Here is a 23,152-nt window from a genome sequence, read left to right as displayed (position 1 = left end):
TAGAATTGCACTTAGTGCATGTATAAGCCGCCGTTAACGGACAAAGTTTCACCTGTGATATAAGCCGCCGCATCACTCACTAAATAGCTTACTGCCGCTGCAATTTCTTCAGGGCTAGCCAAGCGTTTCATTGGAATTTCACCGGTAATTTTTTCAAGTACTTCAGGGCGCATCGCCGTTACCATCGGAGTACCAGTGTAACCAGGTGCCACTACGTTTACCGTCACGCCACTACGCGCCCCTTCTGCTGCAAGGGCTTTAGAAAAACCAATCATGCCGGCTTTGGCGGCAGAATAGTTAGTTTGACCAAATTGACCACGCAAACCATTAACAGAAGAAATATTCACTACACGACAGTTGCCTTTTTCACACATCGCGGCAAATAAGGGGTGAGTAACATTAAATAAGCTGTTTAGGTTGGTATTAATAACATCATGCCACTGTTCAGCGGTCATTTTCTTAAACACACTATCGCGAGTGACACCAGCATTATTCACCAACACATCAATGGTGCCTTCTTCTTGTAACAAGGCACTCAAACGCTCCGCACATTGGGCCGAATCAGACACATCTAATTCAAACAGTTTTACCTGTTCATCTGTGAAATTCTGCTCTTTGAACCATTTCTCTGCACAATCACGATTGCCAGTGTAGTACGCGGCTATCACGCGATAACCTTCTGATACTAATTTACAAGTAATGGCCGAACCGATACCACCTTTTGAACCCGTGATCAAAGCTAGCTTCTTCATTAAAACTCCGTATAAACAATGCACACATATGTAAAGTGCCTGAAGCCACATCTGGTACTGCCTGAGCCAGAATTACAGTCAACTTTTCTTAATTTCTTGCCATCCAGCCTAATTGACAACATAAAATTTAAATCAACTACATGACAATTTTATTAATAATAGTTTGGTATTTGAACAGATGGGGAGGGAAAGTAACTGAATGAGCAACTTACATCTAGAAATTAGGACTAGCTCTCAATAACAGTGCAATTATGTTTCCAGTATGTTAAATAAAAATCCTATAACGACATAAAAACACTACATTTATTAACAAAACCATAACCTAATAAGCAGCTTTATCCTACTCAGTTGCGCACTATCGCTGCTCACAATAACGCTCCATTTAGCCAAATTGCCCCCCAACAAAGAGCAGAAATAAAGTTGCCCAGCTTTGCCTTACAAATAAATGGAAGTCCGCATAGGGGGTTCATTCAATCTGAGATCCCATTTGGCCGAGATATTACACCACTAACAAATCATTTATTCCTTAGAGCAATTTAGCCCATGCGTACACCCAACAAGTATAACGCTATAATCACAGGGTAAGCTTCATACGACCTAAGAAAAAGCAGCCTTAACGACGCAACTTTCTAAACTCAAAGCAACACTGCCAACGCAAAACGAAAAAAAGATCGAGATCATATTTCTTACTTAGCAAACCTTTACTATGCAACAAATAGCATATTATACATCACAATATATCTTTGCCTGGAAACGTAATGAAACCACTGTTCACATTTATCAGCAGCGTGCCTATGTGTTTTGTCCTTATTGCATGTGGCGGATCAAGTAGCAACAACCCCGATAGCACTCATATTACTGATTCCAATATCGTTCCTCCAAATGTTGCTTCAACGCCTTCACCCACTCCTGAGGCGCAGCCAACCCCCTCTTTAGCACCGTCCACAATAAGTTATCGCTTAGATTGGGCGGCACCGCAGCAACGAGTTGATGGCTCACCATTACTTAACAATGAAATTACAGCTTATGTATTGCGCTGGACTAATACCGCAACAACGCAAAGCCAGCAAATGGAACTAGAGGCCAATATTACCCGCTGGGATCTCGAGTTACCGCTAGGCCAATATCATTTTGAAATTGCCACGAAAGATCACCAAGGCCGGTTAAGCCAATTCGTTTCGCCAAAATCATAGGAGCCCAATATGCCCTTCCCATGCAACAAAAAACACTTTTTACTCAGCATATTGCTACTCATCACATTCAGCACACAGGGCGCAAACTTGCTCATAGAAGAAACTTTCGACGAATTGCCGGACTGGCACTCAGGTTTACCTGAAAACGGCTTAAACCTTTATGGTATTCATGATGGCCGCACATTTGGCGATGATAATAAAGCCGATTTTACGCAGCGCCGTACCGCAGGCCATATATTACCTGGAAAGTTTTTATCTGCGCGCCAACAAGGCCAGCATTATAGTCCACGTAATGCCCATGAAAATCATCATGAAATCATTGAAATACTCGCGTCCAATAGCGATAAATCTTTAGGTAAAAAAGGAAAGTCGGCCGTATTTTGGCGTGAACCAACCCAAGACAACAGTCACGCTTGGATGACTGACGGTATTCTGAGCCTTTATTTGCCGGATCTCGTGGCGGGTAAACCTGTTTTTGATAGTAATATCCACCAAGGAATAGACGAAGTTTATTTTGAATTTTGGATCACTTTTTCCGATAACACCACCGTCTACCCACCTTGGCAAGATATTGGTCGACGCGCCGACATGAGTAAAATAGCTCGCGTATCCAGCTTTGATGAACGCGGCAGCGAATACCAAGGCTTTCCTGGTGGTGATAAAGGCCCCATTGTCATTTGGAACTGGATGACTGACTACTATGGCGTGCGTAATGTGATTACCGTTCGCGGCGGCCCTCACGGGCACAGCTATACATTTAATCATGGCGAACTTACTATTCCCCAGGGGTCGCTGAACTACGTAGATATGATAGAAGGGATGGGCCCAAACGGCACCACCGAACGACCTCTCAATTTACGTGATGGTGGCGTCATCGACGCAGCACCGGTTCATCATGACCAAGTTCATGGCAGTGAGCAAGACTGGATCAAAATGGGCTTCTACGTCAAGATGAATTCAGCCATGAATGTACGCGACGGCATACTCATTCAATGGATGAATGGGCGGCGTTTACTCACCATTACCGATATTCCTTATCTGCGCAGCGGACGTAATGATGGCGAAGATGTCATCGTTGCTGACGGAATGGTGAAATGGAACATTGTTGCCATTGGTGGTAACGATTTTTTCCACAGCTGGCCGAAAGAATCCATGCGTGAAGAATGGTACGCCATTGATAACTTACGCGTCTATGACGGCTTGCCAAGTTTTGCTGAAACCGATATCAACGGCTTTACCATGCCACCTAAACCACCACTGCAGTTCACGGTAGAGACTAAATAATGAAAATAAACTTTATGTTACCATTGCGTTATATCCCGATCACGCGACTTCAGCGCAAGGGCTCATAAAATTAGCCGATCAAGCCATGTATAAAATAAAACGCAAAGGCAAAAATAACTATGCTATAGCCAATGGTTAGCCAACGCATCCATGATTGCCCACTAATGTGGTTAAAAAACCAATGTTGCCACACTAGCCGTCATTGCAGCCTCTCTCCTAAAAGCACTTGAGCGGATTTCACTTGCCGCGTTACAGGCTCAACAATATGATGCTTAATCTCAATAATTCTGTAGCTCAAAGGCGAGAAGTAGCATGATAGTTTACATAGATATGGACGATGTGCTGTGTGATTTTAGTGGCGCGTTCCAACGCGCGATTGCCCATACTCCACAAATTCAGTTTCCCCAATCACAATATGGCTTTTATACGGCACTTGAGCCCATAGAAGGCGCAATAGAAGCTGTCAAAGCACTGATCGACTCGACAAGATACACGCCATATATTCTCACCGCGCCGTCAGTTAGAAATCCACTTTGTTACACGGAAAAACGCGTCTGGGTAGAGCGGTATTTTGGCTTAGATTTTGCCGAAAAGCTGATCATTTGCTCAAACAAAGGCCTGTTAAAGGGAGATTATCTGATTGATGACAAATCAAAAGGTCGCAGTCAGGAAGGCTTTACTGGTGAGCTGATTCAGTTTGGCCAAGCGCCATTCCAAGACTGGCAAGAAGTAAGAAAATACTTACGCTTTTAACCGTTGCATGCTCATTATTTTAAGAGCATGCAACAAATGAAACCTTATTGCTGAAGACGCTCTTTAGCTTCCTCAACTTTAGCAAAATCTAAACCGAGCTCATCGACCGCTTCTTTTAGCAAAGCTGGATTTTGCATGACTTGCACCATTAATTGTTGCAGCTTATCTTGTGGTAGCCCTAACTGGCTCAAGGTGGTCATAGCCGCTAACGGGTTTTGCGTGAGGGTTTGAAATAACTCGTTGATCTTCTCTTCTGAGACATTGTTCTCTTTTAACAGTGCAATAATCGGGTTCATCGAAATACCTTTCACTAGTAAACATAATTTGGTGCCAGTTTAACATTTGCCTTGCTAGCTGGGTACTAGCAAATAACTCGCCCCCCACACCCTCATAGTGAGACTTTACTATCTAACTAAGCCTGACCTTGGAGCGTCACCAGCAAGGTTCTGCCGCCACCAAAATTACGGTGCTCACAAAGGTAAAGTCCTTGCCAAATGCCCATATTAAAGCGGCCATTGGTCACGGGGACTGACACACTGTGCCCTAATAAACTGGACTTAATATGACTAGGCAAATCATCACTGCCTTCGTAAATGTGCTTATAATACGGCTCGTCTTCTGGCACAGTGCGATTAAAAAACTGCTCAAAGTCTTGTCGCACAGTAGGGTCAGCATTTTCATTGATAGTTAAGCCCGCTGAGGTATGTTGAATAAAAATATGCGCAAGCCCAACAGATACCTCAGATATTTCCGGCAACAACTGTAATACTTCATCAGTAATTAAGTGAAAACCGCGCTTTTTCGGCGATAAAACAATTTCTTTTTGAATCCACATAACACTCTCACAAATAACTCACACAAAACGATATTTTACAGTGAGCGCAGCCCATTAACCATCTATACCCAATCAACTTGAAGAAGCATGTTTCAAGCATCTCCAGGTTGATTGGGTATAGACCCGCAATTGCCTTAACGGTCAGCAGCAAAATGATGATTGAGCGTATCATAACGCCAACGATTCGCGATAAGATCCAGTAAGTAAATAGCCAGCCAAGCAAAAAGAAATTAAAGTAAGCATTGCTTAAACTGTAATTCACCGCACTTCGTACAACAGCGTGATGAATAACCACTATATAATAAAAGGATTTCAGCGATGACAGCTCCATCAAGCACTGCCCCGCAGCCTAACATTTCAGATTTAGCGACCTTTGCTAAGGCTGTCGATTATTCCTTGATGGAGCAACTCACCCCTGATCCAGACGCCACAGCAGATGGCCATGATCACTATGCGCGACAAGTATTTTCAGGTCATTACGTCCCTGTAAAACCCACCGCTATAGCAAATGCTAACTATGTCAGTCATAGCCAAGCATTTTTTGCGCAGCTGGGATTAGCGGACGCCCTGGCTCATGATGCAAATTTTCGTCAGCTTTTTTCCGGTGATTTAAGTAACGCCCCAGCCCCCATGAAGCGCTTCGGCTGGGCAACAGGCTATGCGTTATCAATTTATGGCACCGAATATACTCAGCAATGCCCATTTCATACCGGTAATGGCTACGGCGATGGTCGTGCCATGTCTATATTTGAAGGCGTCTTCAATGGCCAGCGCTACGAAATGCAATTAAAAGGTGGAGGCCCTACCCCCTATTGTCGCGGAGCAGATGGCCGGGCAGTATTACGCTCTAGTGTGCGTGAATTTTTAGCGCAAGAATATATGCACAACTTAGGGGTGCCAAGCTCTCGCTCTCTCACCTTATATGTATCCAAGTCAGAAACGGTCTCTCGGCCTTGGTATTCAAGCAACTCCTATTCCGCCGACCCCGATGTGATGGTTGAAAACCCAGTCGCTATCTCAACCCGCGTCGCGCCCTCATTTTTACGTGTTGGTCAAATAGAGCTGTTTGCCCGCCGAGTGCGTGAAAATACCCACAGCAACGCCTTCGCTGAGTTAAAGCAAATAGTGGTGCATTTAATTGCGCGTGAATACCAAACTGAAATAGACGCAAACCTTGAATTTAATCAACAGATTATTGAATTAGCCAAGTTGTTCAGAGTGCGTTTAAGCAAACTCATCGCTAACTGGCTACGTGTTGGCTACTGCCAAGGCAATTTTAACAGTGACAACTGCGCCGCCGGTGGCTTTACCTTAGATTATGGCCCGTTTGGTTTTTGCGAAGCCTTTGACCCCGAGTTTCAACCGTGGACCGGCGGGGGCAAACACTTTTCTTTCTTTAATCAGCCCGCGGCAGCCGAAGCTAACTTTCATATGCTTTGGACAGCATTAAGGCCACTGTTAGCGCAAGATGAACAAGCACTGGCCCAATTAGATGACGTTCGCCGTGGCTTTAAAGACGAAATACAACAGCAATGTCAATCAATGTGGGCCACTAAACTGGGCCTAAGTGAATTCCCCCCTGAACTATTTAGCCAGCTAATGCAGTTAATGATCCAAACCAAGGTTGACTACACTATCTTCTTCCGTGAGCTATCCCATATACCTAATGATATCAGCAGTTTGAAAAAGAGTTTTTACCTACCTACATCTGCTGAGCAAGATAAGCAATGGCAGCATTGGTTAGACCAATGGCTCAATCTGCTGGCAAATGAGAAACAAGATTTAAAAACCATTGCAAGCAACATGAAACGCACCAACCCCAAATACACTTGGCGCGAGTGGTTGGTTGCGCCCGCTTATCAACAAGCGATGCAAGGCGATTACTCATTGATTGAAGAACTAAAGCAAGTATTTAGCGACCCATACGGTGAGCAAGCCAAGGCGATTGAAGAGAAGTATTATCGACTGAGACCTCAAGAATATTTCCACGCTGGCGGGATATCGCACTATAGTTGTTCATCTTGAATAGCTAAATGGTCGGGAAAGCTTACGCCGTAACCACAGAAATATTAGCGTGGTTTCGGCGAAAATAATGTGGCTAATGCCGGTTTCAACTTGGCTAGAGCTGAGCTAAATAGGTAATAGCTACGTATCAAAAAACATGTATCAAATCTCAAAGGAGTGAGCGATGAAAAATGAGATTTGCAGTAAAACTATACTAACGGTATTTGAATATATTCAGCAGCATGGTGAAGACACCGGCCAAGGTAAACTCTGCTCAGGCATATTAGCGTTTACTGACTTCGACTGCTACACACTCTATCTGCAAGGTAGCGGTGTAACAATGCGATTTGGTTTTCATAATTCTTATCACTTAGATTACGAACAACAGTCGCAAAAAAATGATTTTTTAAAGAAAATTAACCTGATTTATAATCAAGCCATAAAGCGACACAGTTAGATACTACCCACTTGAAAATCGAATAGAAATGTTATTTTGATGCCCTTATCCGCGAGCTTAGAAAGATATTCGATAGCAAGGGCGCGCTGAAGTGGCCAATAAGCAATAAGTATCAAAAAATATCAGCTGACACCAATTAAGCTGCCGAAATCCAGACACAAAAAAACCGCTCATTGAGCGGCTTTTTTAATTTGGTCGGTGATGAGTGTTCTTTGAATTAGTGAACTCCCGACCTCAAGCTTCGCTTGTTAGAGAAACTTGGATAGCTGGTCGGTGATGAGAGATTCGAACTCCCGACCCTCTGGTCCCAAACCAGATGCGCTACCAGGCTGCGCTAATCACCGAACTGAAACTTTTTGCTTGTATATTGTAGAGGGTCGAAACCCTCTGGTCCCACTTTTTATGAGCTTCGCGACGATGCGCTAACAGGCTGCGCTAATCACCGATGTGTTATATAACGAAGCAAATTACTTAATGGTTCACTATATATTTAAATAATGGGGCGAATGACGGGGATTGAACCCGCGACAACCGGAATCACAATCCGGGGCTCTACCAACTGAGCTACATCCGCCACTAAAACTGGTCGGTGATGAGAGATTCGAACTCCCGACCCTCTGGTCCCAAACCAGATGCGCTACCAGGCTGCGCTAATCACCGAACTTAAACTGTGCGCTGGTATATTGTAGAGGGTCGATACCCTCTGGTCCCACTCTCTATGAGCTTTGCGACGATGCGCTACCAGGCTACGCTAATCACCGAACTTAAATTTTGCTTGGAGGCTTGCTTGTTGAGCAAGTTAACGTCTGTCCAACTCATTGACGTTAAATGGTGCGGAAGGAGAGACTTGAACTCTCACACCTTGCGGCACTAGAACCTAAATCTAGCGTGTCTACCAATTTCACCACTTCCGCATTTTATCTTCTTGAAGAAGATGGGGCGAATGACGGGGATTGAACCCGCGACAACCGGAATCACAATCCGGGGCTCTACCAACTGAGCTACATCCGCCGCTATATCTCTAACCATTTAACTGAATTCATTCAAATTAAATGGCGCACCCTGAAGGATTCGAACCTTCGACCTACGGCTTAGAAGGCCGTTGCTCTATCCAGCTGAGCTAAGGGCGCATACTGTAAGCGCTAAAGGCTTTGCAACCGCTTAGTGCCTGACAACGGGGCGGGATATTACTGAGTTGAGCCCAGTTGGTCAAACACTTTCTTTAAAAAATTTGCTGTTCGCTCAATTGTTAATCAGCATGCATAAGGGTTGTACGAATTGGCTGACAAGCTTTCGTTGTTCTGCCACAATATAAGCAGTTTTAATGACAATAAAAGAGTAGCAAAATCAATGTCTGCGCAAATAATTGACGGAACAGCCATCGCTAAACAAATAAGAACAAATGTAGCTGAGAAAGTGCAACAACGTTTAGCCTTAGGAAAAAGAGCACCCGGTTTAGCGGTAGTATTAGTAGGGCTTGACCCCGCTTCGCAAGTGTATGTAGGCAGTAAACGCCGTGCCTGTGAAGAAGTAGGCTTTGTATCTAAGTCTTATGATCTCCCCGTTACTACCTCTCAAGAAGAGCTATTGTCATTAATTGATAGCTTAAACGAAGATGATACAGTCGATGGCATTTTAGTACAGCTGCCACTACCTGAAGGACTTGACTCTACTCAGGTAATCGAACGCATTCGTCCTGATAAAGATGTTGATGGCTTTCATCCTTACAATGTAGGCCGCCTAGCGCAGCGTATTCCACAGCTTCGTCCTTGTACACCGAAAGGTATCATTACACTGTTTAATAGCACCCAACAAGCGCCACACGGTAAACATGCGGTCATTGTAGGGGCTTCTAACATTGTTGGTCGTCCGATGATGTTGGAATTACTACTCGCGGGCTGTACTGTCACTTGCTGTCATCGCTTCACCGTTGATCTTGAACATCACGTGCGCCAAGCCGATTTACTGGTTGTTGGTGTAGGTAAGCCTAACTTTATTCCTGGTGAATGGGTGAAACAGGGTGCTACGGTTATTGATGTAGGTATTAATCGCCTTGAAAACGGCAAGCTAGTGGGTGATGTGGAATTTGAAGTAGCACGTCAGCACGCCGCTTTTATTACGCCAGTACCGGGTGGCGTTGGCCCAATGACGGTCGCGACGCTGATTGAAAATACTTTAGAAGCTTGTGAGTCTTTCGATAAGGCTTAAGTGAAGCGGTGATAAATAGCCAATAACAAAAACGGAGGCTAACGCCTCCATTTTTTATTCGTGCATTAAGTAAAATTAAGCTTTGCGCCAAGTAGTCTTACCTGCGCTGTCTTCAAGCACAATATTCATTGCGTTAAGCTTATCTCTGGCATCATCAGCACTGGCCCAATCTTTAGCGGCGCGAGCATCGTTACGTTGTTTAATCAACGCCTCAATCACAGCCACCTCATCATCTGACTCACCGCCTTGCAAAAATTGCTCAGGATCTTGGTACAGTAAGCCTAACACCTCAGCGTAAGTTAATAACTCAGCAGCCAGCGCTTGGGCCTTATCACCGTCGCTGTCTTTAACTTTGTTAATTTCTTTTGCTAGTTCAAACAATACTGGCAGCGCTTCAGGCGTATTAAAGTCATCATCCATTGCCAGCTTAAACTGCGTAGCATAAGGCGAATCGGTTGCTGCGGTGCTCGGCGTAATACCGCGTAGAGCGGTATATAAACGTTCGAGGGCTGAACGCGCCTGCTTTAAGTTGTCTTCGCTGTAGTTGAGCTGACTGCGATAATGGCCTGACAATAAAAAGTAACGCACCGACTCAGCATCGTATTCAGCTAACACATCACGAATAGTGAAAAAGTTATTCAGTGATTTAGACATCTTCACTTTATCAACCTGCACCATGCCGGAGTGCATCCAAGTGTTAACGTACTTGCCATTATGGGCACAACATGACTGCGCAATTTCATTTTCATGATGCGGGAAAGCCAAGTCTGAGCCTCCACCATGAATATCAAATACTTCACCTAAAATTTTGTTATTCATTGCGCTACATTCAATGTGCCAACCTGGACGACCTGCGCCCCATGGTGACTCCCAACTGGGCTCACCCGGCTTAGACATTTTCCACAACACAAAATCCAGAGGGTCGTTTTTACTTTGCTCTACTTCAACGCGCGCACCCGCTTGTAACATCTCTAAATTCTGTTGGCTGAGCTTGCCGTAATCGGCAAATGAGCTAACCGAAAACAAGACGTCACCTGTGCTCGATACATAAGCATTGTTTTTAGCTATCAGTTTTTCAATCATCTCAATCACATCATCCATGTGATTGGTCACGCGTGGCTCAAAATCAGGCCGGCTAATATTTAAAGCATCAAAATCATCGTGCATGGCTTGGGTGAAACGAGCGGTTAGCGCGTCGCAGCTTTCACCATTTTCATTAGCACGTTTAATAATTTTGTCGTCAACGTCGGTAATATTGCGCACAAAGGTTAAATCGTATCCAGCATAGCGTAGGTAACGTGCAACCAAGTCAAACGCAACAAACGTACGGCCATGACCGATATGACAGTAATCGTAAATGGTTACCCCACACACATACATGCCAACTTTGCCGGCGGTTAAAGGTTTAAATTCCTCTTTTTGACGTGTCAATGTGTTGTATATCTTGAGCATCTGTTCCTCGATACTAAATAGTGGGGACAAAAATCGCATTCTACCGTGAGCGACGCTTAAATTCACCTGTTACGGGCAATTGCTTGTTAACAGCCTGCTCATATACCCAAGCACCTCACCAACAAAAAATATGTATGCATTGTCCAACCTGCCTCATCGCCTATTTAAATTCAGCTAAATGCTAGGGTTTTGATGCGGTTTATCCGAAGCGGTGGTTTTCCCGCTGCTTTGCTTAGGTTAGAATACGGGCCTTATTAATAGGTAAGGTAACAAAATGATCACGTTAACAACTAACCACGGCGACATCCAAATTGAACTCGATTACGAGAACGCGCCGGTAACCGCTGAAAACTTTGCACAATACGTTAAGGAAGGCCATTACGATGGCACTATTTTTCATCGTGTAATAGACGGTTTTATGGTTCAAGGTGGTGGTTTTGCTTCAGGCATGGATGAAAAGCAAACGCGCGCGCCGATCAAAAATGAAGCGAACAATGGCCTATCTAACAAAACGGGCACGTTAGCGATGGCTCGTACGATGGACCCACACTCAGCCTCTGCTCAGTTTTTTATCAATGTGAACGACAATACATTTCTTGATTTTAAATCTGAAACAACTCAAGGCTGGGGCTACTGTGTATTTGGTAAAGTAGTTGCTGGCATGGAAGTTGTTGAAGCAATTAAAGCAGTTGCAACAGGTAACTACGGCATGCACCAAGACGTACCACTAGAAGAAGTGGTTATTGTTAGTGCGACTGTTGCTGAATAAGTAGTTGATAATGAGCACCTATTTTATTGCCGATTTACATCTAACTGAATCTCGCCCTGATATCACGGCGTTGTTCCTGCAGTTTTTGGCTACTGAGGCGCGTCAAGCTGATGCCTTATATATCTTAGGTGACTTATTTGAGATTTGGTTAGGGGACGATATTCAAACGCCCCTAACTGAACAGGTTGCAAAAGCCCTATCTGATTTAAGCCAATCAGGGGTACCTTGTTACTATATTCACGGCAACCGTGATTTTATGCTCGGAGAGCGCTACGCACGCCTTTGTGATATGACTATCTTGGCTGAAAAATCCTTAGTACAACTCTATGGCGAAACCGCATTATTGCTGCATGGAGATACCCTTTGTACCGAAGATGAGGCATACCAAAATTATCGTAAATGGGTTTATAAACCTTGGTTACGGATGCTGTTCTTAGCGTTGCCAAAGTTTGTCCGCGCTAAAATTGGCGAGAAAATCCGCACCAGCAGTAAAAACCAAAGCAAGGAAAAACAGCAACAACGCAAAGAGATCATGGATGTGTACCCACCCGCAGTACAAGAAGATTGCCTTAAGTTTGGCGTAAACCTGATGATCCATGGTCACACTCATCGGCCAGCAATACACGAGTTTGAGATTAATCAGAGCCCCGCAACTCGTATTGTGTTAGGGGACTGGTATGAGCAAGGTAGCATGTTATTAGTTAACTCGGCTGGCAAGCAACTTATCTCACAACCCTTTCTTAACGATAAAGGTTAATTTTTAGCCAAATTTGCCTGTCGCTTCAAACCTCGACTAAAGTTAGAGCAGTGGAAAAATGTTACTTAGTTGTAAAATTTAACACTTGATCTACTTATTGGATGTGTAACGTATACATCTAAATCATTGGACGAGGGACAGATTATGATACTTAACCATATTTGGGGATTATATGCCCACCCAAAAACTGAGTGGCATACTATAGATCGTAACCATGAAAGCATCAGTGCCAGCTTAAGCCATATTTTGATAATTGCCTTAGTGCCTAGTGTGTGTATGTTTTATTCCACTGCTTTTATTGGTTGGAGTATCGGCGTTGGTGACCCCATATTCTTATCAGTCAATAGCGCCGCGATGATGTCAATCGCAACCTACTTTGCGTTAGTCACTGGTGTCTTTGCCCTCGCCTACCTTACCAATTGGATGAGCCAAACCTTTGGGGCCAAACCTAATTTTGTTCATGCTCTAGAGCTTGCCGCTTATACGGCAACCCCCTTGTTTATGGTCGGCTTTGCTGCCCTCTACCCACACCCTTGGTTTATCATGCTGGTGGGCTTTGCTGGTTTAGCTTGGTCAATTTACCTGCTCTACACAGGTGTACCTATCTTGATGCATATTCCAGAAGATCAGGGCTTTATTTTCGCAAGCTCAGTGGTCACGGTCGGGCTAGTATTATTAGTGGCGATTTTAGCGAGTACCGTCATTTTATGGTCAGTCGGGTTTGGGCCTGCGTTCATTTAATATATTTCAGCAATAAAAAAGGCTACTCTAGGTAGCCTTTTTATTAACCTCTGAAGCAATTAAAGGTTATGCTCCTTCGTTATGCATCTCAAGGTTAGCAATTTCTTCCTTTTGCTCACGGAGCTCTTTGGCATCGTCGTTGCGTAAGTTATTGAGATAATCAAGGTAGTCTTGGTCAATGTCTTTAGTTACGTATTCACCGTTAAACACTGAAGTTTCAAACTTAGTAATTTCTGGGTTTTGGACTGAAACCGCTTTAACGAGGTCTTTTAGATCTTGGAAGATCAAGCCATCAGCACCAATGTTTTGACAAATTTGGTCAACATCGCGGCCGTGGGCAATCAGCTCGTTAGCCGTTGGCATATCAATCCCGTATACGTTAGGGAAACGAATTTCTGGTGCCGCTGAAGCGAAGTACACTTTTTTAGCACCTGCGTCACGCGCCATTTCAACGATTTGCTCACTGGTAGTACCACGAACTATCGAATCATCAACTAACAATACATTTTTACCAGCAAACTCGGCATCAATGGCGTTAAGCTTACGGCGCACTGATTTACGACGCTGAGTTTGGCCCGGCATGATAAAGGTACGGCCAATGTAGCGGTTTTTCACGAAACCTTGACGATATGGTAGCTCAAGCTGGAGTGCAATTTGCAGCGCCACATCACAAGAGGTTTCCGGGATAGGAATAACCACATCAATATCAAGATCGTCCCACTCACGCTTAATTTTATCACCTAAGGTTTTACCCATTTCTAGGCGAGCGCCGTATACCGAAATATTATCGATAGTGGAGTCAGGGCGAGCAAAATATACATATTCAAAGATACACGGACAGTAGTCTGGATTAGCAGCACACTGTTGCGTATGTAGCTCACCTTTTTCGGTAATATATACCGCTTCGCCAGGCACCACATCGCGAATAAACTCAAAACCAATGGCGTCAATCGCAACACTTTCAGAAGCCACCATGTACTCAGTTTGGCCGTCTTCTGCAACACGTTTACCCAACACTAAAGGACGAATGCCATTAGGGTCACGAAATGCAATCAAACCATGTCCATTTAAAATGGTCGCCACGGCGTAAGCGCCAAGGGCTTGCTCGTGTACTTTGCTGATAGCAGCAAAAATATCAGCAGCATCAAGCTGGTCTTTATCAACACGGGCTAATTCATGTGCTAGCACGTTTAACAGTGTTTCAGAATCTGACGTGGTGTTGATGTGACGACGAGATTTAATAGCAACTTTCGCCAAATCAGGAGCATTGGTTAGATTACCGTTATGGGCTAAAGCCATGCCGTAAGGAAAGTTCACATAAAATGGCTGCGCCTCGGCGGCACTTGAACTACCCGCTGTTGGGTAGCGCACATGGCCAATACCGATATTTCCTTTTAAGCGCTGCATGTGTTTTGACTCAAACACATCTTTGACCAAACCATTGGCTTTACGCTGCTTAAAGTTACCTTCTGAAATAGTCACGATGCCTGCTGCATCTTGACCTCTGTGCTGCAGCACAGTTAATGCATCATAGATGCTTTGATTAACAGGGGTAGATCCAACGATGCCGACAATACCACACATGTCTCTTGTCCTTGTATTTTAGGGGCTGGTTAAAAAACTGGAGGAGGTTTTCACATACTCAAAAAACCACTCGATGACTATGCCAAATTCAGGTATTAAGGTTGACGCTTGCCACCAAGGTGTAGTTGGGAAGGCGGTAAACGAATCCATAAAAAACAGTAATGCACTAACGATTAGCGCGCCGCGAATGGCGCCAAAACAGATACCTAGTACTCGGTCTGTGCCTGATAGGCCGGTTTTAGTGACGAGTTGGCTAATAATGTAGTTGACGAGCGCCCCAAGCAATAAGGTGATAACAAACAAAGCAGCGATAGCAGCGGCATTGCGGATCATGGGGTCATTGATATTTGTGAATAAGGTAGCAAGATCGGAGTAAAATTGACTGGCAACAAAAAAGGCAGCAAACCAGCTGGCCAGTGAAAAGGCTTCTTTGACAAATCCCCTCACTAAACTGATTATCGCTGACAAACTGATAATCCCGAGGATGGCGTAATCTATCCAGACCATTTATTTACCCGAACGTGGTTAATCCTGTTGGACAACCTAGCTAAAAAACGCCGCGATTCTATCACCCTTGTTAACAAATTGCTTGCAAAAAATGGCATTAGATCACACTTAGCCAAGAGGGTTGTAGGCAATGACACGCCCTTGTAACCCAGTCAGTTCCTTTAATGCAGGCAATTTTTGTTCTAATTTTTGTGCCGATACATCAGGACCAACAAATACCTTGTTAATACTTTGATCCGTCACCACTGCCGGAATAGTGTGTACTGTATAGCCCGCTTTCTGTAACTTTTTCACTAAGGCTTTAACGTTAGCAGCATTTCGAAAAGCGCCAAGTTGAACGACCCATGCCGCATCTTTAAATTCGGCCTTAGCTACCGGAGCGACGGCCTTAACTACGCCCGCTTTCAGTGGCTCTGGTGTTGGCTTTGGTTCAACCTTTGCCACTTTTGGTGTTGGGGTTGGCTTCACCTTCGCCACTTTCACCGGCTCTGGCGTAGCCTTAGTAACGGCTTTTTCTACTGGTTTAGCTGTGACTATTTTTATCGGCTCTGGTGTCGGGTTAGTTGTTTGTACTTTTTCCGCCGTATCAGTCTGAGCGGTTTGCGCATTGTCAGCAGGCTTATTGACTGGCTCGACATCATCTTGCGCTTTAATAACAACCGCATCGGGCAAGGTTTCAATCTCAAACTCAGTATCTTCTTCACTCAAATCAGCGGGCGGCTGATAAGCTTGCTGCTGGCTCGGCTCTGCCATCTCAGGTTGGATTGGAATAGCCACAAATTCTTCCCGATATGATTCTTTCTGGCCATCTAATAAATTTGGCAAAAATAAAACTGCCAACGCAACTAATATAATGGTACCGACTAACCGATTTTGAAACTGAGTTGCCACGCGCTAACCTTTTTGTTGTCTATCGATAATTTCCGCTACAGTGTAAAACGAGCCGAACACAATTACCACCGACTCTGCCTCACTGTCAGCAACTGCTTGTTGATAAGCAAGCTCAACATTTTTAAACAGTTGGCTGGCATCAGCGGGCGTATATTGTGCCAATACTTCGGCAGTGGCCGCTCTTGGCCCTTGCAAGTCAGCTAAATACCAATGACTGATTAAGCCATCAAATTGCGCTAATGTCGCCTTAATGTCTTTATCTTTTAGCATACCAACCACTGCGCGAATGGGCTGTTTCGGCATTAGCTTTAATTGCTCTGCTAAATACCCTGCAGAATGCGGATTATGGGCCACATCCAAAATAACCATTGGCTCAGTTTGAATACATTGCATTCTGCCCGCTAATCGCGCTTGGGATAATCCTTGTTTGATTTGCTCGGGTGTGATGTCAAGACCCAGTACCGCTAACGTCGCCAACGCCGTTGACGCATTTTGCAATGGCAGCGGGATAATAGGTAAATCTCGCAGTGCTTTCTCACCACCTTGCCAATGCCAAACGCCCTCTCCTATTTCCATAGCAAAGGCTTGATTGGCAAGCATGAGGTGGGCATCAATAGCATTGGCGTGCTCGATCAAACGCGCAGGAGTGTCAAAATCGCCGCAAATGGCTGGCTTACCACTGCGGAAAATGCCCGCTTTTTCAAAACTAACATCTTCGCGGTTATCACCTAGCCATTCTACATGGTCAATATCAATGGTGGTCACCACTGACACATCAGGCTCAACGATATTAGTTGCATCTAAACGCCCACCCAGTCCAACCTCAAGTAAAATAACATCACATTGCGCCTGCTTAAGTAAATATAATGCCCCTAGGGTGCCAAATTCAAAATAGGTTAATGCAGTATCTCCGCGCCCTTGTTCAATCGTGCTAAAAGCATCACAGTGACTTTGCTCTGATAATTCTTGCCCATTTATGCGCACACGCTCGGTATAACGAATTAAGTGCGGAGAGCAATATACGCCAACCTTGTAACCAGCTGTCATCAGCATTGATTCCAATAAGGCACAGGTTGTACCTTTACCGTTAGTGCCGCCAACAAGGATCACTTTTGCATCAAAGTTGATCAGTGCTAACTGTTCTGCGACTTGTCGGACACGGGTTAAACCCAATTCGATTCCACTTGGGTGAAGCTGCTCTAGATGGCTTAGCCAGTCAGATAAATTTGTTGGTTTCATCAATGCTTCTTATTGGTTATCAATAAATAATGGGCCGATATGGTGAGCTGGCAATTCAAATTCAGCGGGATAGTCCACGTCAACTAAATATAGCCCTCCAGCTTTAGCGGTAGCGGCAGCCACACTGCGATCTTTTGCTTCTAAAAGCCGTGCCAACCAATCAATCGGCTGTTTTGCTTTACCCACCTCAATCAAGCTGCCGGTAATATTTCGCACCATATGATGCAAGAAAGCATTCGCTTTTATATCAATGATAATATACGGCCCCTGACGGGTGATTTGAATATGTTCAATGTCACGACAAGGTGACTTAGCTTGGCAATGCTTTGCTCTAAATGAAGTAAAGTCATGACGGCCAACTAAGTATTGCGCCGCTTGATGCATCCGCTTTTCGTCAAGGCGTTCATGATAATGACTAAGACCTTTACTTAAAATTGCGCTACGTAGGTTTGAATTATCGATAATATAACGATAGCGCCTTGCAGTAGCTGAAAACCTTGCATGAAAGGTATCCGGTACTTCTTTAACCCAAACGACTGCTATGTCGTCAGGTAAATTAGCATTTACACCAAGCGTCCAAGCACGCTCATTGCGAATAGCGTTAGTGGTAAAATGCACCACTTGACCAGTCGCATGAACGCCCGCATCGGTGCGACCGGCGCAAAATGTATCAATTTTTTCATTGGCTACTAAGCTCAGGGCTGCTTCTAAGCGGTCTTGCACCGTATCGACTTCTATTTGTTTTTGCCAGCCATAATACGCTGAACCATCGTATTCGATACCGAGTGCTATTTGCATGAGAAAATGTGCCTATTAAAAAAAGAGGCAATTATACCCAAACCTTGTCAAGATGGAACGAGTGCAACAAAAAAGGGATGCCTTTGGCATCCCTTATGGTGAAGTTTTGCTGAACACTTAACCTAAACGGTTTAGTAATTTCGTCACTTCCGCTATTTGCTCTTCACTTCCTTGGCCTTGGATTTCTTCTAGAATACTTTTGGCGCCATCTTTGTCATCTATCTCAAGATAAGCACGCGCTAGATCTAGCTTTTGACCAATTCCGCCTTCATCGATGTCAACATCAACACCACCGGCTTCCGGTAACACTTCTGGGAAGTCGTCTAAGCCTAAATCAAAGTTAGCACCTTGGTATGGCTCATCAGTACTTTCGTCACCGCTTTCTTCGAGTAAACGTTCGATATCAATGTAATCGTCTGATACATCAGCTACATTGGGAACATCCGCCGGAGAGGATGGCTCGTTAAATGCGATCTCTCCAAGTTGACTGGCTAATAGATCAGTGTCGTCAATATCATCGACTTCTGTTATTTCAGGTGCAGTAACAGGCTCATCTACCGTATCAATCTCAGCAAAGTCCCAATCTAATTCGTTATCATCGCCACTGCTTTTTTCAGCAGTTTCAATTTCTATCGGCTCAGCAGCTGACTCTTCTATCGCCTCTGATGGCGTATCCTCTGCCATATTGAAGTCAAATTCGTCTAGGTCTGTTGCTGATTTAGGTGCTTCAACCTCAGTAGCGGCTTCAGCCTTAGGCGCTAAATCAGAAACCAGATCATCGTCCATGGCACTTGGCGACAACTCTTCTAATAAGATGTCATCGTCTTCACCTAGCTCAACAATCATGTCTTCTTCTTGAACTAACTCATTGCTCTCAGCTAATTCAAATAATTCATCTTCAGCTTCTTCGAACTCGATATTTTCAAGATCATCCGCAGACAGTAACTCATCAGGGTTAAATGCTATTTCTTCTGCTTCTGCTACAGTATCAGCCGTTACCGGCTCTTCGATTGGTTGTTCAAAAACAACTTCGTCTTCGATCACTGGCGCTTCAGTAGCTAACTCTTCAATGCTATTAGTTTGCTCAACTTCTGGCTCAATTAACTCGTCTTCCAGATTCAGCCCATCGGACAAGTCAAAATCAAAGTTGTCTTCAGGCTCTGCTTTAGACTCGGGCTCACTCATCTCTTTTAATGAGTCAAACTCATCATTGATACTCTCAAGTTCATCATTGCCAAAATCTAAATCTGCGTTAAGGCTGTCATCAGAATCAAGGTCAATTTCACTCATTAAGTCAATGTCATCAGACGCTAGATTCGCATTGGTTAACTCATCAGCAGCTAAGTTATCTTCAACAGTGAACTCTTGCTCAGAAGCACTTGCTTCTTGAGCTTCTTCATCGGCGGCAAGTAATTCATCATATTCACTTTTCTCTTCCATCAAAGTGCTGGTTGATGTGGCGATCTCTTGCTCTTGCTCTTCTGCTTCTCTTTTCGTTTTAGCTCGTAACCAGAAACTTAAGATAACTAACAGAATTAAAATAGGCATCGCTATTAACGCGCCTAGATATAACCAGCTTGAGGTGATAATTTTTAGTAGATCATCACTTTCCTCTTGCGCTGCCGCTTCAGGTGCTGGCTTGGATAATTGCTGGGATAACAGCTCTTTGATTTCTAACTGAACCTTAGAGTCTTCTTGAAGCTGTGTTTTCAGCGTCGACAAATCATTGGACAATGCTTCCAACTTGACTTTCATGCGTTGATTAGACTCAGCAACTTGCATCAATTGCTCATTTGAGTCATCAAGTTGCGTTTTTAACTGCTCAAGCTCCCCACTAACCGCGGCATTATTAGCCGCCATATCAGGCATGGTTTGTTCGACTTTGGTTTCAGCAACTTTTTGTACCGGCTCAGGAGAAGCTGCTGGCGCAGGCGTTGGCTTCACCTTTTCAGTTACGACTTGCTCGGCTACTTTTTCTGCTTTAGCTGGTTCAGCAGCTTTGGCCACAGGTTTAGTGGCAGGCTTAGCGGCTTGCGTTTTTGCAATAAAACTTTCACGAGCAACTTGCTTGTCAACACCACTGATTTCTTCATAGCTAGGGATGGTTAATACCGCACCATTGACTAGCCGATTAATATCATTATTTAGAAATGCATGTGGGTTTTTATTAAAGATAGCCGCCATCATTTGATGGACGGATACATTTCGATTAGGTCTTACCTTGCTGGCAATAGACCACATAGTATCAGAAGATTTTAACGGCCCATAGGTTCCAGCTGATGCGCTGCTGCTAGCAGATGCTGCGGTAGGCGTGGCTTTCACCGTTCTTACTTCTTTGGCGGTTTCACCTTTGGGCCCAGTTAGCTCAACATAAAAACCCGGGGCATCTTTGAATACATCTTCTTCGGCACTAATGTTACTCGCAGCGAGTAATAGAGGTAAAGCTACAGCCGCGCGGGAAAAATAACGTCCCATGTTTTATCCTTTATTTTTGATTTGCTCAAAAAACCAGCAAATATAACGCTGAGAGAGCGCATATACTTATTCAATGACCCATCACTATAAACCAGCATGAAGGGCTAATCTAGTTACAAAAGAAAGTGCAGGGGGGATAGGGGCTAGAATTGAGATCCAGCCCCCTATTTTGGAGCTATTGATGATATATTTCTATTAAAACGAGTGCGTTAGCAACATAAAATTATAAATAGTACTGGCCTATATGTTCAGCAATTTGTACTAAATTGGTTGCACTGCCTTTTTTCAAGTTATCTAGGGTCAACCAGAGTTGGATTCCATTATCATTGCATAGGTCTTTACGGACACGATCAACGTAAACAGTATCTTGACCAACGGCATGGCTAACTTGGGTAGCGATCTCGTCAGCTTCTTCAACAAGCTCAACACCTTGCGCATCACGGATCATGCCCGTAATTTCGTTTATCTCCAGTGGAAAGCGTGTTTCAATGTGTAAAGATGCACCTAAACCATGAAACACCGGTACCACGACACAGGTTGGACTTATTTTCAACTCAGGATCTGAGAGAATGCGCTGTGTTTGCGACACGAGTAACATCTCATCTTGGCTGTAACCGTTAGCTAACCGATTTCCTGATTGAGGAATACAATTAAAAGCAATTTGCGCAGCAAAATAGTCAGGCTCAATAGGTTTAGCGTTCAGTAATTTCGCGGTTTGATTGGCTAAGGTGCTAATGCCCTTTTTACCCGCGCTAGACACTGACTGATAGGTTGAAATATTGACCTGAGTAATACCCACTTCATCATGGATTGGCTTCAGCACTAAAGCGCTAGCAATAACGGCGCAACTTGGACTAACGACAATTTTCGATTGATGAATTTGTGCCAAAGCGCCTGCATTGATTTCCGGAATAACCTGTGGGATATCGGGATCACCAGTAAACGCAGCCGAGCTGTCTATTACTAAACAGCCAGCATCTGTCGCCACTGTTGCCCACTCTTTAGCACCTTGCTCGCCAGCGACAAAAATGGCAATTTCAACTTGGCTCCAATCAAAATCAGCGACATTTTGCACCCGTTGACGCTTGCCTTTATACATCAGGGTTTCACCCGCGCCATTATCACTAGACAGTAGGAATAATTGATTAACGGGGTATTCACGCTCTTCTAGCTGCTCGACCACAGCATTGCCTACTGTGCCTGTAGCGCCAAGTACTGCGATATTGATTAAACGTTCCATAATCCCTCTCCAAGCATCATATTGAGATGCATAGAATAATATTGTTATTAAATTAGTTTGCGATGGTAAAACCTAACGCAGCCAGTAAGTGAGCTTCTTGATTTGCGCCAAGAGACACATTCAGTGTCGAGAACTCACGCCGTTCACGATAATTTTTCCGCATTAAATCAAAACCATTAGGTAGGCCTATCTCGGCACGAAAAATGTTGTCATCACGCCTTACGTCGTAAACAAGATGAACGAGTGACTTCACTAAGTTTTGGTTCAACTCTGCATTAATTTGAATACTGTCGACGACCGCAGGTGGTAAAAACTGGCTTACTTTTTTACTTGGCGTTTCACCTAATTGTTGACACAAAGCCCGGTACAGTATTTCTGTACCATTGGCTTTTCCTTCTAAGCTGTAGCCCGCGATATGCGGTGTCGCGATGTCAGTATAAGGTAACAAAGCCATTTCGATATTTGGTTCATTTTCCCATACATCTAAAATCAAGGTTGGTAACGAACCTGATTCAACACGCTCTAATAAAGCTTGATTGTTAATAACATCACCACGTGAAGTATTAATTAGCACTTGATGCTGATTCAACTGACGTAAACGCTGCTGATCGAATAAATGCTTGGTTGCATAATCCCCATCCACCGTGAGCGGTACATGCAAACTAATAAAATCACATTCCATGATGGTTTTCATGTCAACAAACTGACGTTTGTCTCCGGCCTGCTCCAGCAACGGATCACATAGGTGGCACTTCATGCCCAATGCCGTTAATTTTTGCCAAACAGCGCTCCCCGTATTCCCGGCACCCACAATACCAACGGTTTTACCTTGTAAATTAATCAGGTGTTTTTCAGCATGTACTAAGATCGCACTCACGACATATTGTGCCACTGACTCTTTATTACAACCTGGGGCACTATGGAATGGAATATCGCGCGCAGATAGATAGGTTTTATCAATATGATCCATACCAATGGTGGCGGTACCCACAAACTGAAGCCGTTCGTTCTTACATAATAAGGCTTCATTGACTTGCGTAATTGAACGCACCAAAAGGGCGTCAGCATCCTTTAATTGCTCAGCGGTCACATTTCGCCCTTCGAAAAAGTGCAGCTCACCTAAATCACTGAACATTTCTTGAGCAAACGGGATATTGGAATCGAGAAAAATTTTCATCTTAGTAATAACGTTAGCCTAAGTTTTATAAGCGTC

21 protein-coding genes, 6 tRNA genes and 1 pseudogene are annotated in these 23,152 nt (G+C 44.1%); 10 read left to right on the top strand and 18 right to left on the bottom strand.

Features of this window, described 5'->3' with window-relative positions:
- Positions 1–11 precede the first annotated feature (11 nt).
- Positions 12–752 (bottom strand): SDR family oxidoreductase, encoded by a 741-nt coding sequence (locus tag K1M91_RS07430; protein WP_232801096.1) that lies wholly within the window; start codon positions 750–752, stop codon positions 12–14.
- A gap of 758 nt (positions 753–1,510) precedes the next feature.
- Here K1M91_RS07430 and K1M91_RS07425 point away from each other — a divergent pair.
- The 4 genes and pseudogenes from K1M91_RS07425 to K1M91_RS07410 all read left to right on the top strand — a co-directional run bounded on the left by K1M91_RS07425 (position 1,511) and on the right by K1M91_RS07410 (position 3,982).
- Positions 1,511–1,945 carry a hypothetical protein gene (locus tag K1M91_RS07425; RefSeq protein ID WP_232801094.1) on the top strand — a complete coding sequence of 145 codons (435 nt, stop codon included), beginning with the start codon at positions 1,511–1,513 and terminating at the stop codon, positions 1,943–1,945.
- 9 nt (positions 1,946–1,954) lie between these two features.
- Positions 1,955–3,229 (top strand): hypothetical protein, encoded by a 1,275-nt coding sequence (locus K1M91_RS07420; RefSeq protein WP_232801092.1) that lies wholly within the window; start codon positions 1,955–1,957, stop codon positions 3,227–3,229.
- A gap of 19 nt (positions 3,230–3,248) precedes the next feature.
- Positions 3,249–3,368: pseudogene (locus K1M91_RS07415) on the top strand (diguanylate cyclase); the annotation flags it as partial.
- A gap of 173 nt (positions 3,369–3,541) precedes the next feature.
- Positions 3,542–3,982 carry a hypothetical protein gene (locus K1M91_RS07410; RefSeq protein ID WP_232801090.1) on the top strand — a complete coding sequence of 147 codons (441 nt, stop codon included), beginning with the start codon at positions 3,542–3,544 and terminating at the stop codon, positions 3,980–3,982.
- Positions 3,983–4,026: 44 nt separating this feature from the next.
- On the opposite strand, the gene K1M91_RS07405 is transcribed toward K1M91_RS07410, so the two are convergent.
- Positions 4,027–4,278: a DUF2999 family protein gene (locus K1M91_RS07405; RefSeq protein ID WP_232801088.1), complete on the bottom strand. Its 252-nt coding sequence runs from the start codon at positions 4,276–4,278 to the stop codon at positions 4,027–4,029.
- A gap of 116 nt (positions 4,279–4,394) precedes the next feature.
- Positions 4,395–4,817: a secondary thiamine-phosphate synthase enzyme YjbQ gene (locus tag K1M91_RS07400; protein ID WP_232801086.1), complete on the bottom strand. Its 423-nt coding sequence runs from the start codon at positions 4,815–4,817 to the stop codon at positions 4,395–4,397.
- Between the two features lie 318 nt (positions 4,818–5,135).
- On the opposite strand from K1M91_RS07400, the gene K1M91_RS07395 reads away from it, so the two are divergent.
- Both K1M91_RS07395 and K1M91_RS07390 read left to right on the top strand, forming a co-directional pair.
- Entirely contained in the window at positions 5,136–6,842 is a 1,707-nt protein-coding gene (locus K1M91_RS07395) for a protein adenylyltransferase SelO family protein (protein ID WP_232801084.1), read from the top strand.
- Between the two features lie 163 nt (positions 6,843–7,005).
- Complete coding sequence (locus K1M91_RS07390) at positions 7,006–7,278, top strand: DUF3081 family protein (protein WP_232801082.1); 273 nt, start codon at positions 7,006–7,008, stop codon at positions 7,276–7,278.
- Between the two features lie 267 nt (positions 7,279–7,545).
- On the opposite strand, the gene K1M91_RS07385 is transcribed toward K1M91_RS07390, so the two are convergent.
- From K1M91_RS07385 to K1M91_RS07360, 6 genes are all read right to left on the bottom strand, one after another.
- Positions 7,546–7,622 (bottom strand) — tRNA-Pro (locus tag K1M91_RS07385).
- A 154-nt stretch (positions 7,623–7,776) separates the two neighbouring features.
- Positions 7,777–7,852 (bottom strand) — tRNA-His (locus tag K1M91_RS07380).
- Positions 7,853–7,861: 9 nt separating this feature from the next.
- A tRNA-Pro gene (locus K1M91_RS07375) sits at positions 7,862–7,938 on the bottom strand.
- A gap of 169 nt (positions 7,939–8,107) precedes the next feature.
- Positions 8,108–8,192, bottom strand: a tRNA-Leu gene (locus K1M91_RS07370).
- 21 nt (positions 8,193–8,213) lie between these two features.
- Positions 8,214–8,289: transfer RNA gene (locus K1M91_RS07365), tRNA-His, on the bottom strand.
- 42 nt (positions 8,290–8,331) lie between these two features.
- Positions 8,332–8,408: transfer RNA gene (locus tag K1M91_RS07360), tRNA-Arg, on the bottom strand.
- A 220-nt stretch (positions 8,409–8,628) separates the two neighbouring features.
- On the opposite strand from K1M91_RS07360, the gene folD reads away from it, so the two are divergent.
- Positions 8,629–9,486, top strand: a complete 858-nt coding sequence (gene folD / locus K1M91_RS07355; protein ID WP_232801080.1) for a bifunctional methylenetetrahydrofolate dehydrogenase/methenyltetrahydrofolate cyclohydrolase FolD — start codon at positions 8,629–8,631, stop codon at positions 9,484–9,486.
- Positions 9,487–9,561: 75 nt separating this feature from the next.
- On the opposite strand, the gene cysS is transcribed toward folD, so the two are convergent.
- Positions 9,562–10,938, bottom strand: coding sequence for a cysteine--tRNA ligase (gene cysS / locus K1M91_RS07350; RefSeq protein WP_232801077.1), 1,377 nt, complete (start codon positions 10,936–10,938; stop codon positions 9,562–9,564).
- Between the two features lie 274 nt (positions 10,939–11,212).
- Between cysS and K1M91_RS07345 the strand changes: the two genes are divergently transcribed.
- The 3 genes from K1M91_RS07345 to K1M91_RS07335 all read left to right on the top strand — a co-directional run bounded on the left by K1M91_RS07345 (position 11,213) and on the right by K1M91_RS07335 (position 13,205).
- Entirely contained in the window at positions 11,213–11,707 is a 495-nt protein-coding gene (locus tag K1M91_RS07345) for a peptidylprolyl isomerase (protein WP_232801075.1), read from the top strand.
- A gap of 10 nt (positions 11,708–11,717) precedes the next feature.
- Positions 11,718–12,464, top strand: coding sequence for a UDP-2,3-diacylglucosamine diphosphatase (gene lpxH / locus K1M91_RS07340; protein ID WP_238481353.1), 747 nt, complete (start codon positions 11,718–11,720; stop codon positions 12,462–12,464).
- 144 nt (positions 12,465–12,608) lie between these two features.
- Complete coding sequence (locus tag K1M91_RS07335; protein ID WP_232801072.1) at positions 12,609–13,205, top strand: Yip1 family protein; 597 nt, start codon at positions 12,609–12,611, stop codon at positions 13,203–13,205.
- 66 nt (positions 13,206–13,271) lie between these two features.
- Here K1M91_RS07335 and purF read toward each other — a convergent pair whose 3' ends face one another.
- From purF to K1M91_RS07295, 8 genes are all read right to left on the bottom strand, one after another.
- Complete coding sequence (gene purF, locus K1M91_RS07330; protein WP_232801070.1) at positions 13,272–14,789, bottom strand: amidophosphoribosyltransferase; 1,518 nt, start codon at positions 14,787–14,789, stop codon at positions 13,272–13,274.
- Positions 14,790–14,807: 18 nt separating this feature from the next.
- Complete coding sequence (locus tag K1M91_RS07325) at positions 14,808–15,296, bottom strand: CvpA family protein (RefSeq protein WP_232801068.1); 489 nt, start codon at positions 15,294–15,296, stop codon at positions 14,808–14,810.
- Positions 15,297–15,404: 108 nt separating this feature from the next.
- Complete coding sequence (dedD, locus tag K1M91_RS07320; protein WP_232801066.1) at positions 15,405–16,187, bottom strand: cell division protein DedD; 783 nt, start codon at positions 16,185–16,187, stop codon at positions 15,405–15,407.
- A 3-nt stretch (positions 16,188–16,190) separates the two neighbouring features.
- Positions 16,191–17,426 (bottom strand): bifunctional tetrahydrofolate synthase/dihydrofolate synthase, encoded by a 1,236-nt coding sequence (folC, locus tag K1M91_RS07315; RefSeq protein ID WP_232801064.1) that lies wholly within the window; start codon positions 17,424–17,426, stop codon positions 16,191–16,193.
- 9 nt (positions 17,427–17,435) lie between these two features.
- On the bottom strand, positions 17,436–18,224 hold the full coding sequence (gene truA, locus K1M91_RS07310; RefSeq protein ID WP_232801063.1) for a tRNA pseudouridine(38-40) synthase TruA: 789 nt from the start codon (positions 18,222–18,224) through the stop codon (positions 17,436–17,438).
- Between the two features lie 117 nt (positions 18,225–18,341).
- A complete protein-coding gene (locus K1M91_RS07305) occupies positions 18,342–20,699 on the bottom strand; it encodes a FimV/HubP family polar landmark protein (protein ID WP_232801061.1) in 2,358 nt (785 codons plus the stop codon).
- Between the two features lie 223 nt (positions 20,700–20,922).
- The gene (locus tag K1M91_RS07300) at positions 20,923–21,939 is read right to left on the bottom strand and encodes an aspartate-semialdehyde dehydrogenase (protein WP_232801059.1); all 1,017 of its coding nucleotides are present in this window, start codon (positions 21,937–21,939) and stop codon (positions 20,923–20,925) included.
- 52 nt (positions 21,940–21,991) lie between these two features.
- Complete coding sequence (locus tag K1M91_RS07295) at positions 21,992–23,116, bottom strand: 4-phosphoerythronate dehydrogenase (protein ID WP_232801057.1); 1,125 nt, start codon at positions 23,114–23,116, stop codon at positions 21,992–21,994.
- Positions 23,117–23,152: the final 36 nt, after the last annotated feature.

Origin of the sequence: Motilimonas sp. E26 (assembly GCF_021278025.1) — a bacterium.
Taxonomy (GTDB): Bacteria; Pseudomonadota; Gammaproteobacteria; order Enterobacterales; family CBDFNC01; genus Motilimonas.
This window is presented reverse-complemented; position numbering and strand designations above follow the sequence as displayed.

Coding starts and splice junctions, on each gene's coding strand:
- K1M91_RS07345 (WP_232801075.1), top strand. CDS start 11,213: ATGATCACGTTAACAACTAACCACGGCGACATCCAAATTGAACTCGAT.
- K1M91_RS07410 (WP_232801090.1), top strand. CDS start 3,542: ATGATAGTTTACATAGATATGGACGATGTGCTGTGTGATTTTAGTGGC.
- K1M91_RS07395 (WP_232801084.1), top strand. CDS start 5,136: ATGACAGCTCCATCAAGCACTGCCCCGCAGCCTAACATTTCAGATTTA.
- K1M91_RS07300 (WP_232801059.1), bottom strand. CDS start 21,939: ATGGAACGTTTAATCAATATCGCAGTACTTGGCGCTACAGGCACAGTA.
- K1M91_RS07425 (WP_232801094.1), top strand. CDS start 1,511: ATGAAACCACTGTTCACATTTATCAGCAGCGTGCCTATGTGTTTTGTC.
- K1M91_RS07390 (WP_232801082.1), top strand. CDS start 7,006: ATGAAAAATGAGATTTGCAGTAAAACTATACTAACGGTATTTGAATAT.
- purF (WP_232801070.1), bottom strand. CDS start 14,789: ATGTGTGGTATTGTCGGCATCGTTGGATCTACCCCTGTTAATCAAAGC.
- truA (WP_232801063.1), bottom strand. CDS start 18,224: ATGCAAATAGCACTCGGTATCGAATACGATGGTTCAGCGTATTATGGC.
- K1M91_RS07295 (WP_232801057.1), bottom strand. CDS start 23,116: ATGAAAATTTTTCTCGATTCCAATATCCCGTTTGCTCAAGAAATGTTC.
- folD (WP_232801080.1), top strand. CDS start 8,629: ATGTCTGCGCAAATAATTGACGGAACAGCCATCGCTAAACAAATAAGA.
- K1M91_RS07400 (WP_232801086.1), bottom strand. CDS start 4,817: ATGTGGATTCAAAAAGAAATTGTTTTATCGCCGAAAAAGCGCGGTTTT.
- K1M91_RS07430 (WP_232801096.1), bottom strand. CDS start 752: ATGAAGAAGCTAGCTTTGATCACGGGTTCAAAAGGTGGTATCGGTTCG.
- K1M91_RS07420 (WP_232801092.1), top strand. CDS start 1,955: ATGCCCTTCCCATGCAACAAAAAACACTTTTTACTCAGCATATTGCTA.
- lpxH (WP_238481353.1), top strand. CDS start 11,718: ATGAGCACCTATTTTATTGCCGATTTACATCTAACTGAATCTCGCCCT.
- cysS (WP_232801077.1), bottom strand. CDS start 10,938: ATGCTCAAGATATACAACACATTGACACGTCAAAAAGAGGAATTTAAA.
- K1M91_RS07405 (WP_232801088.1), bottom strand. CDS start 4,278: ATGAACCCGATTATTGCACTGTTAAAAGAGAACAATGTCTCAGAAGAG.
- folC (WP_232801064.1), bottom strand. CDS start 17,426: ATGAAACCAACAAATTTATCTGACTGGCTAAGCCATCTAGAGCAGCTT.
- K1M91_RS07335 (WP_232801072.1), top strand. CDS start 12,609: ATGATACTTAACCATATTTGGGGATTATATGCCCACCCAAAAACTGAG.
- K1M91_RS07325 (WP_232801068.1), bottom strand. CDS start 15,296: ATGGTCTGGATAGATTACGCCATCCTCGGGATTATCAGTTTGTCAGCG.
- K1M91_RS07305 (WP_232801061.1), bottom strand. CDS start 20,699: ATGGGACGTTATTTTTCCCGCGCGGCTGTAGCTTTACCTCTATTACTC.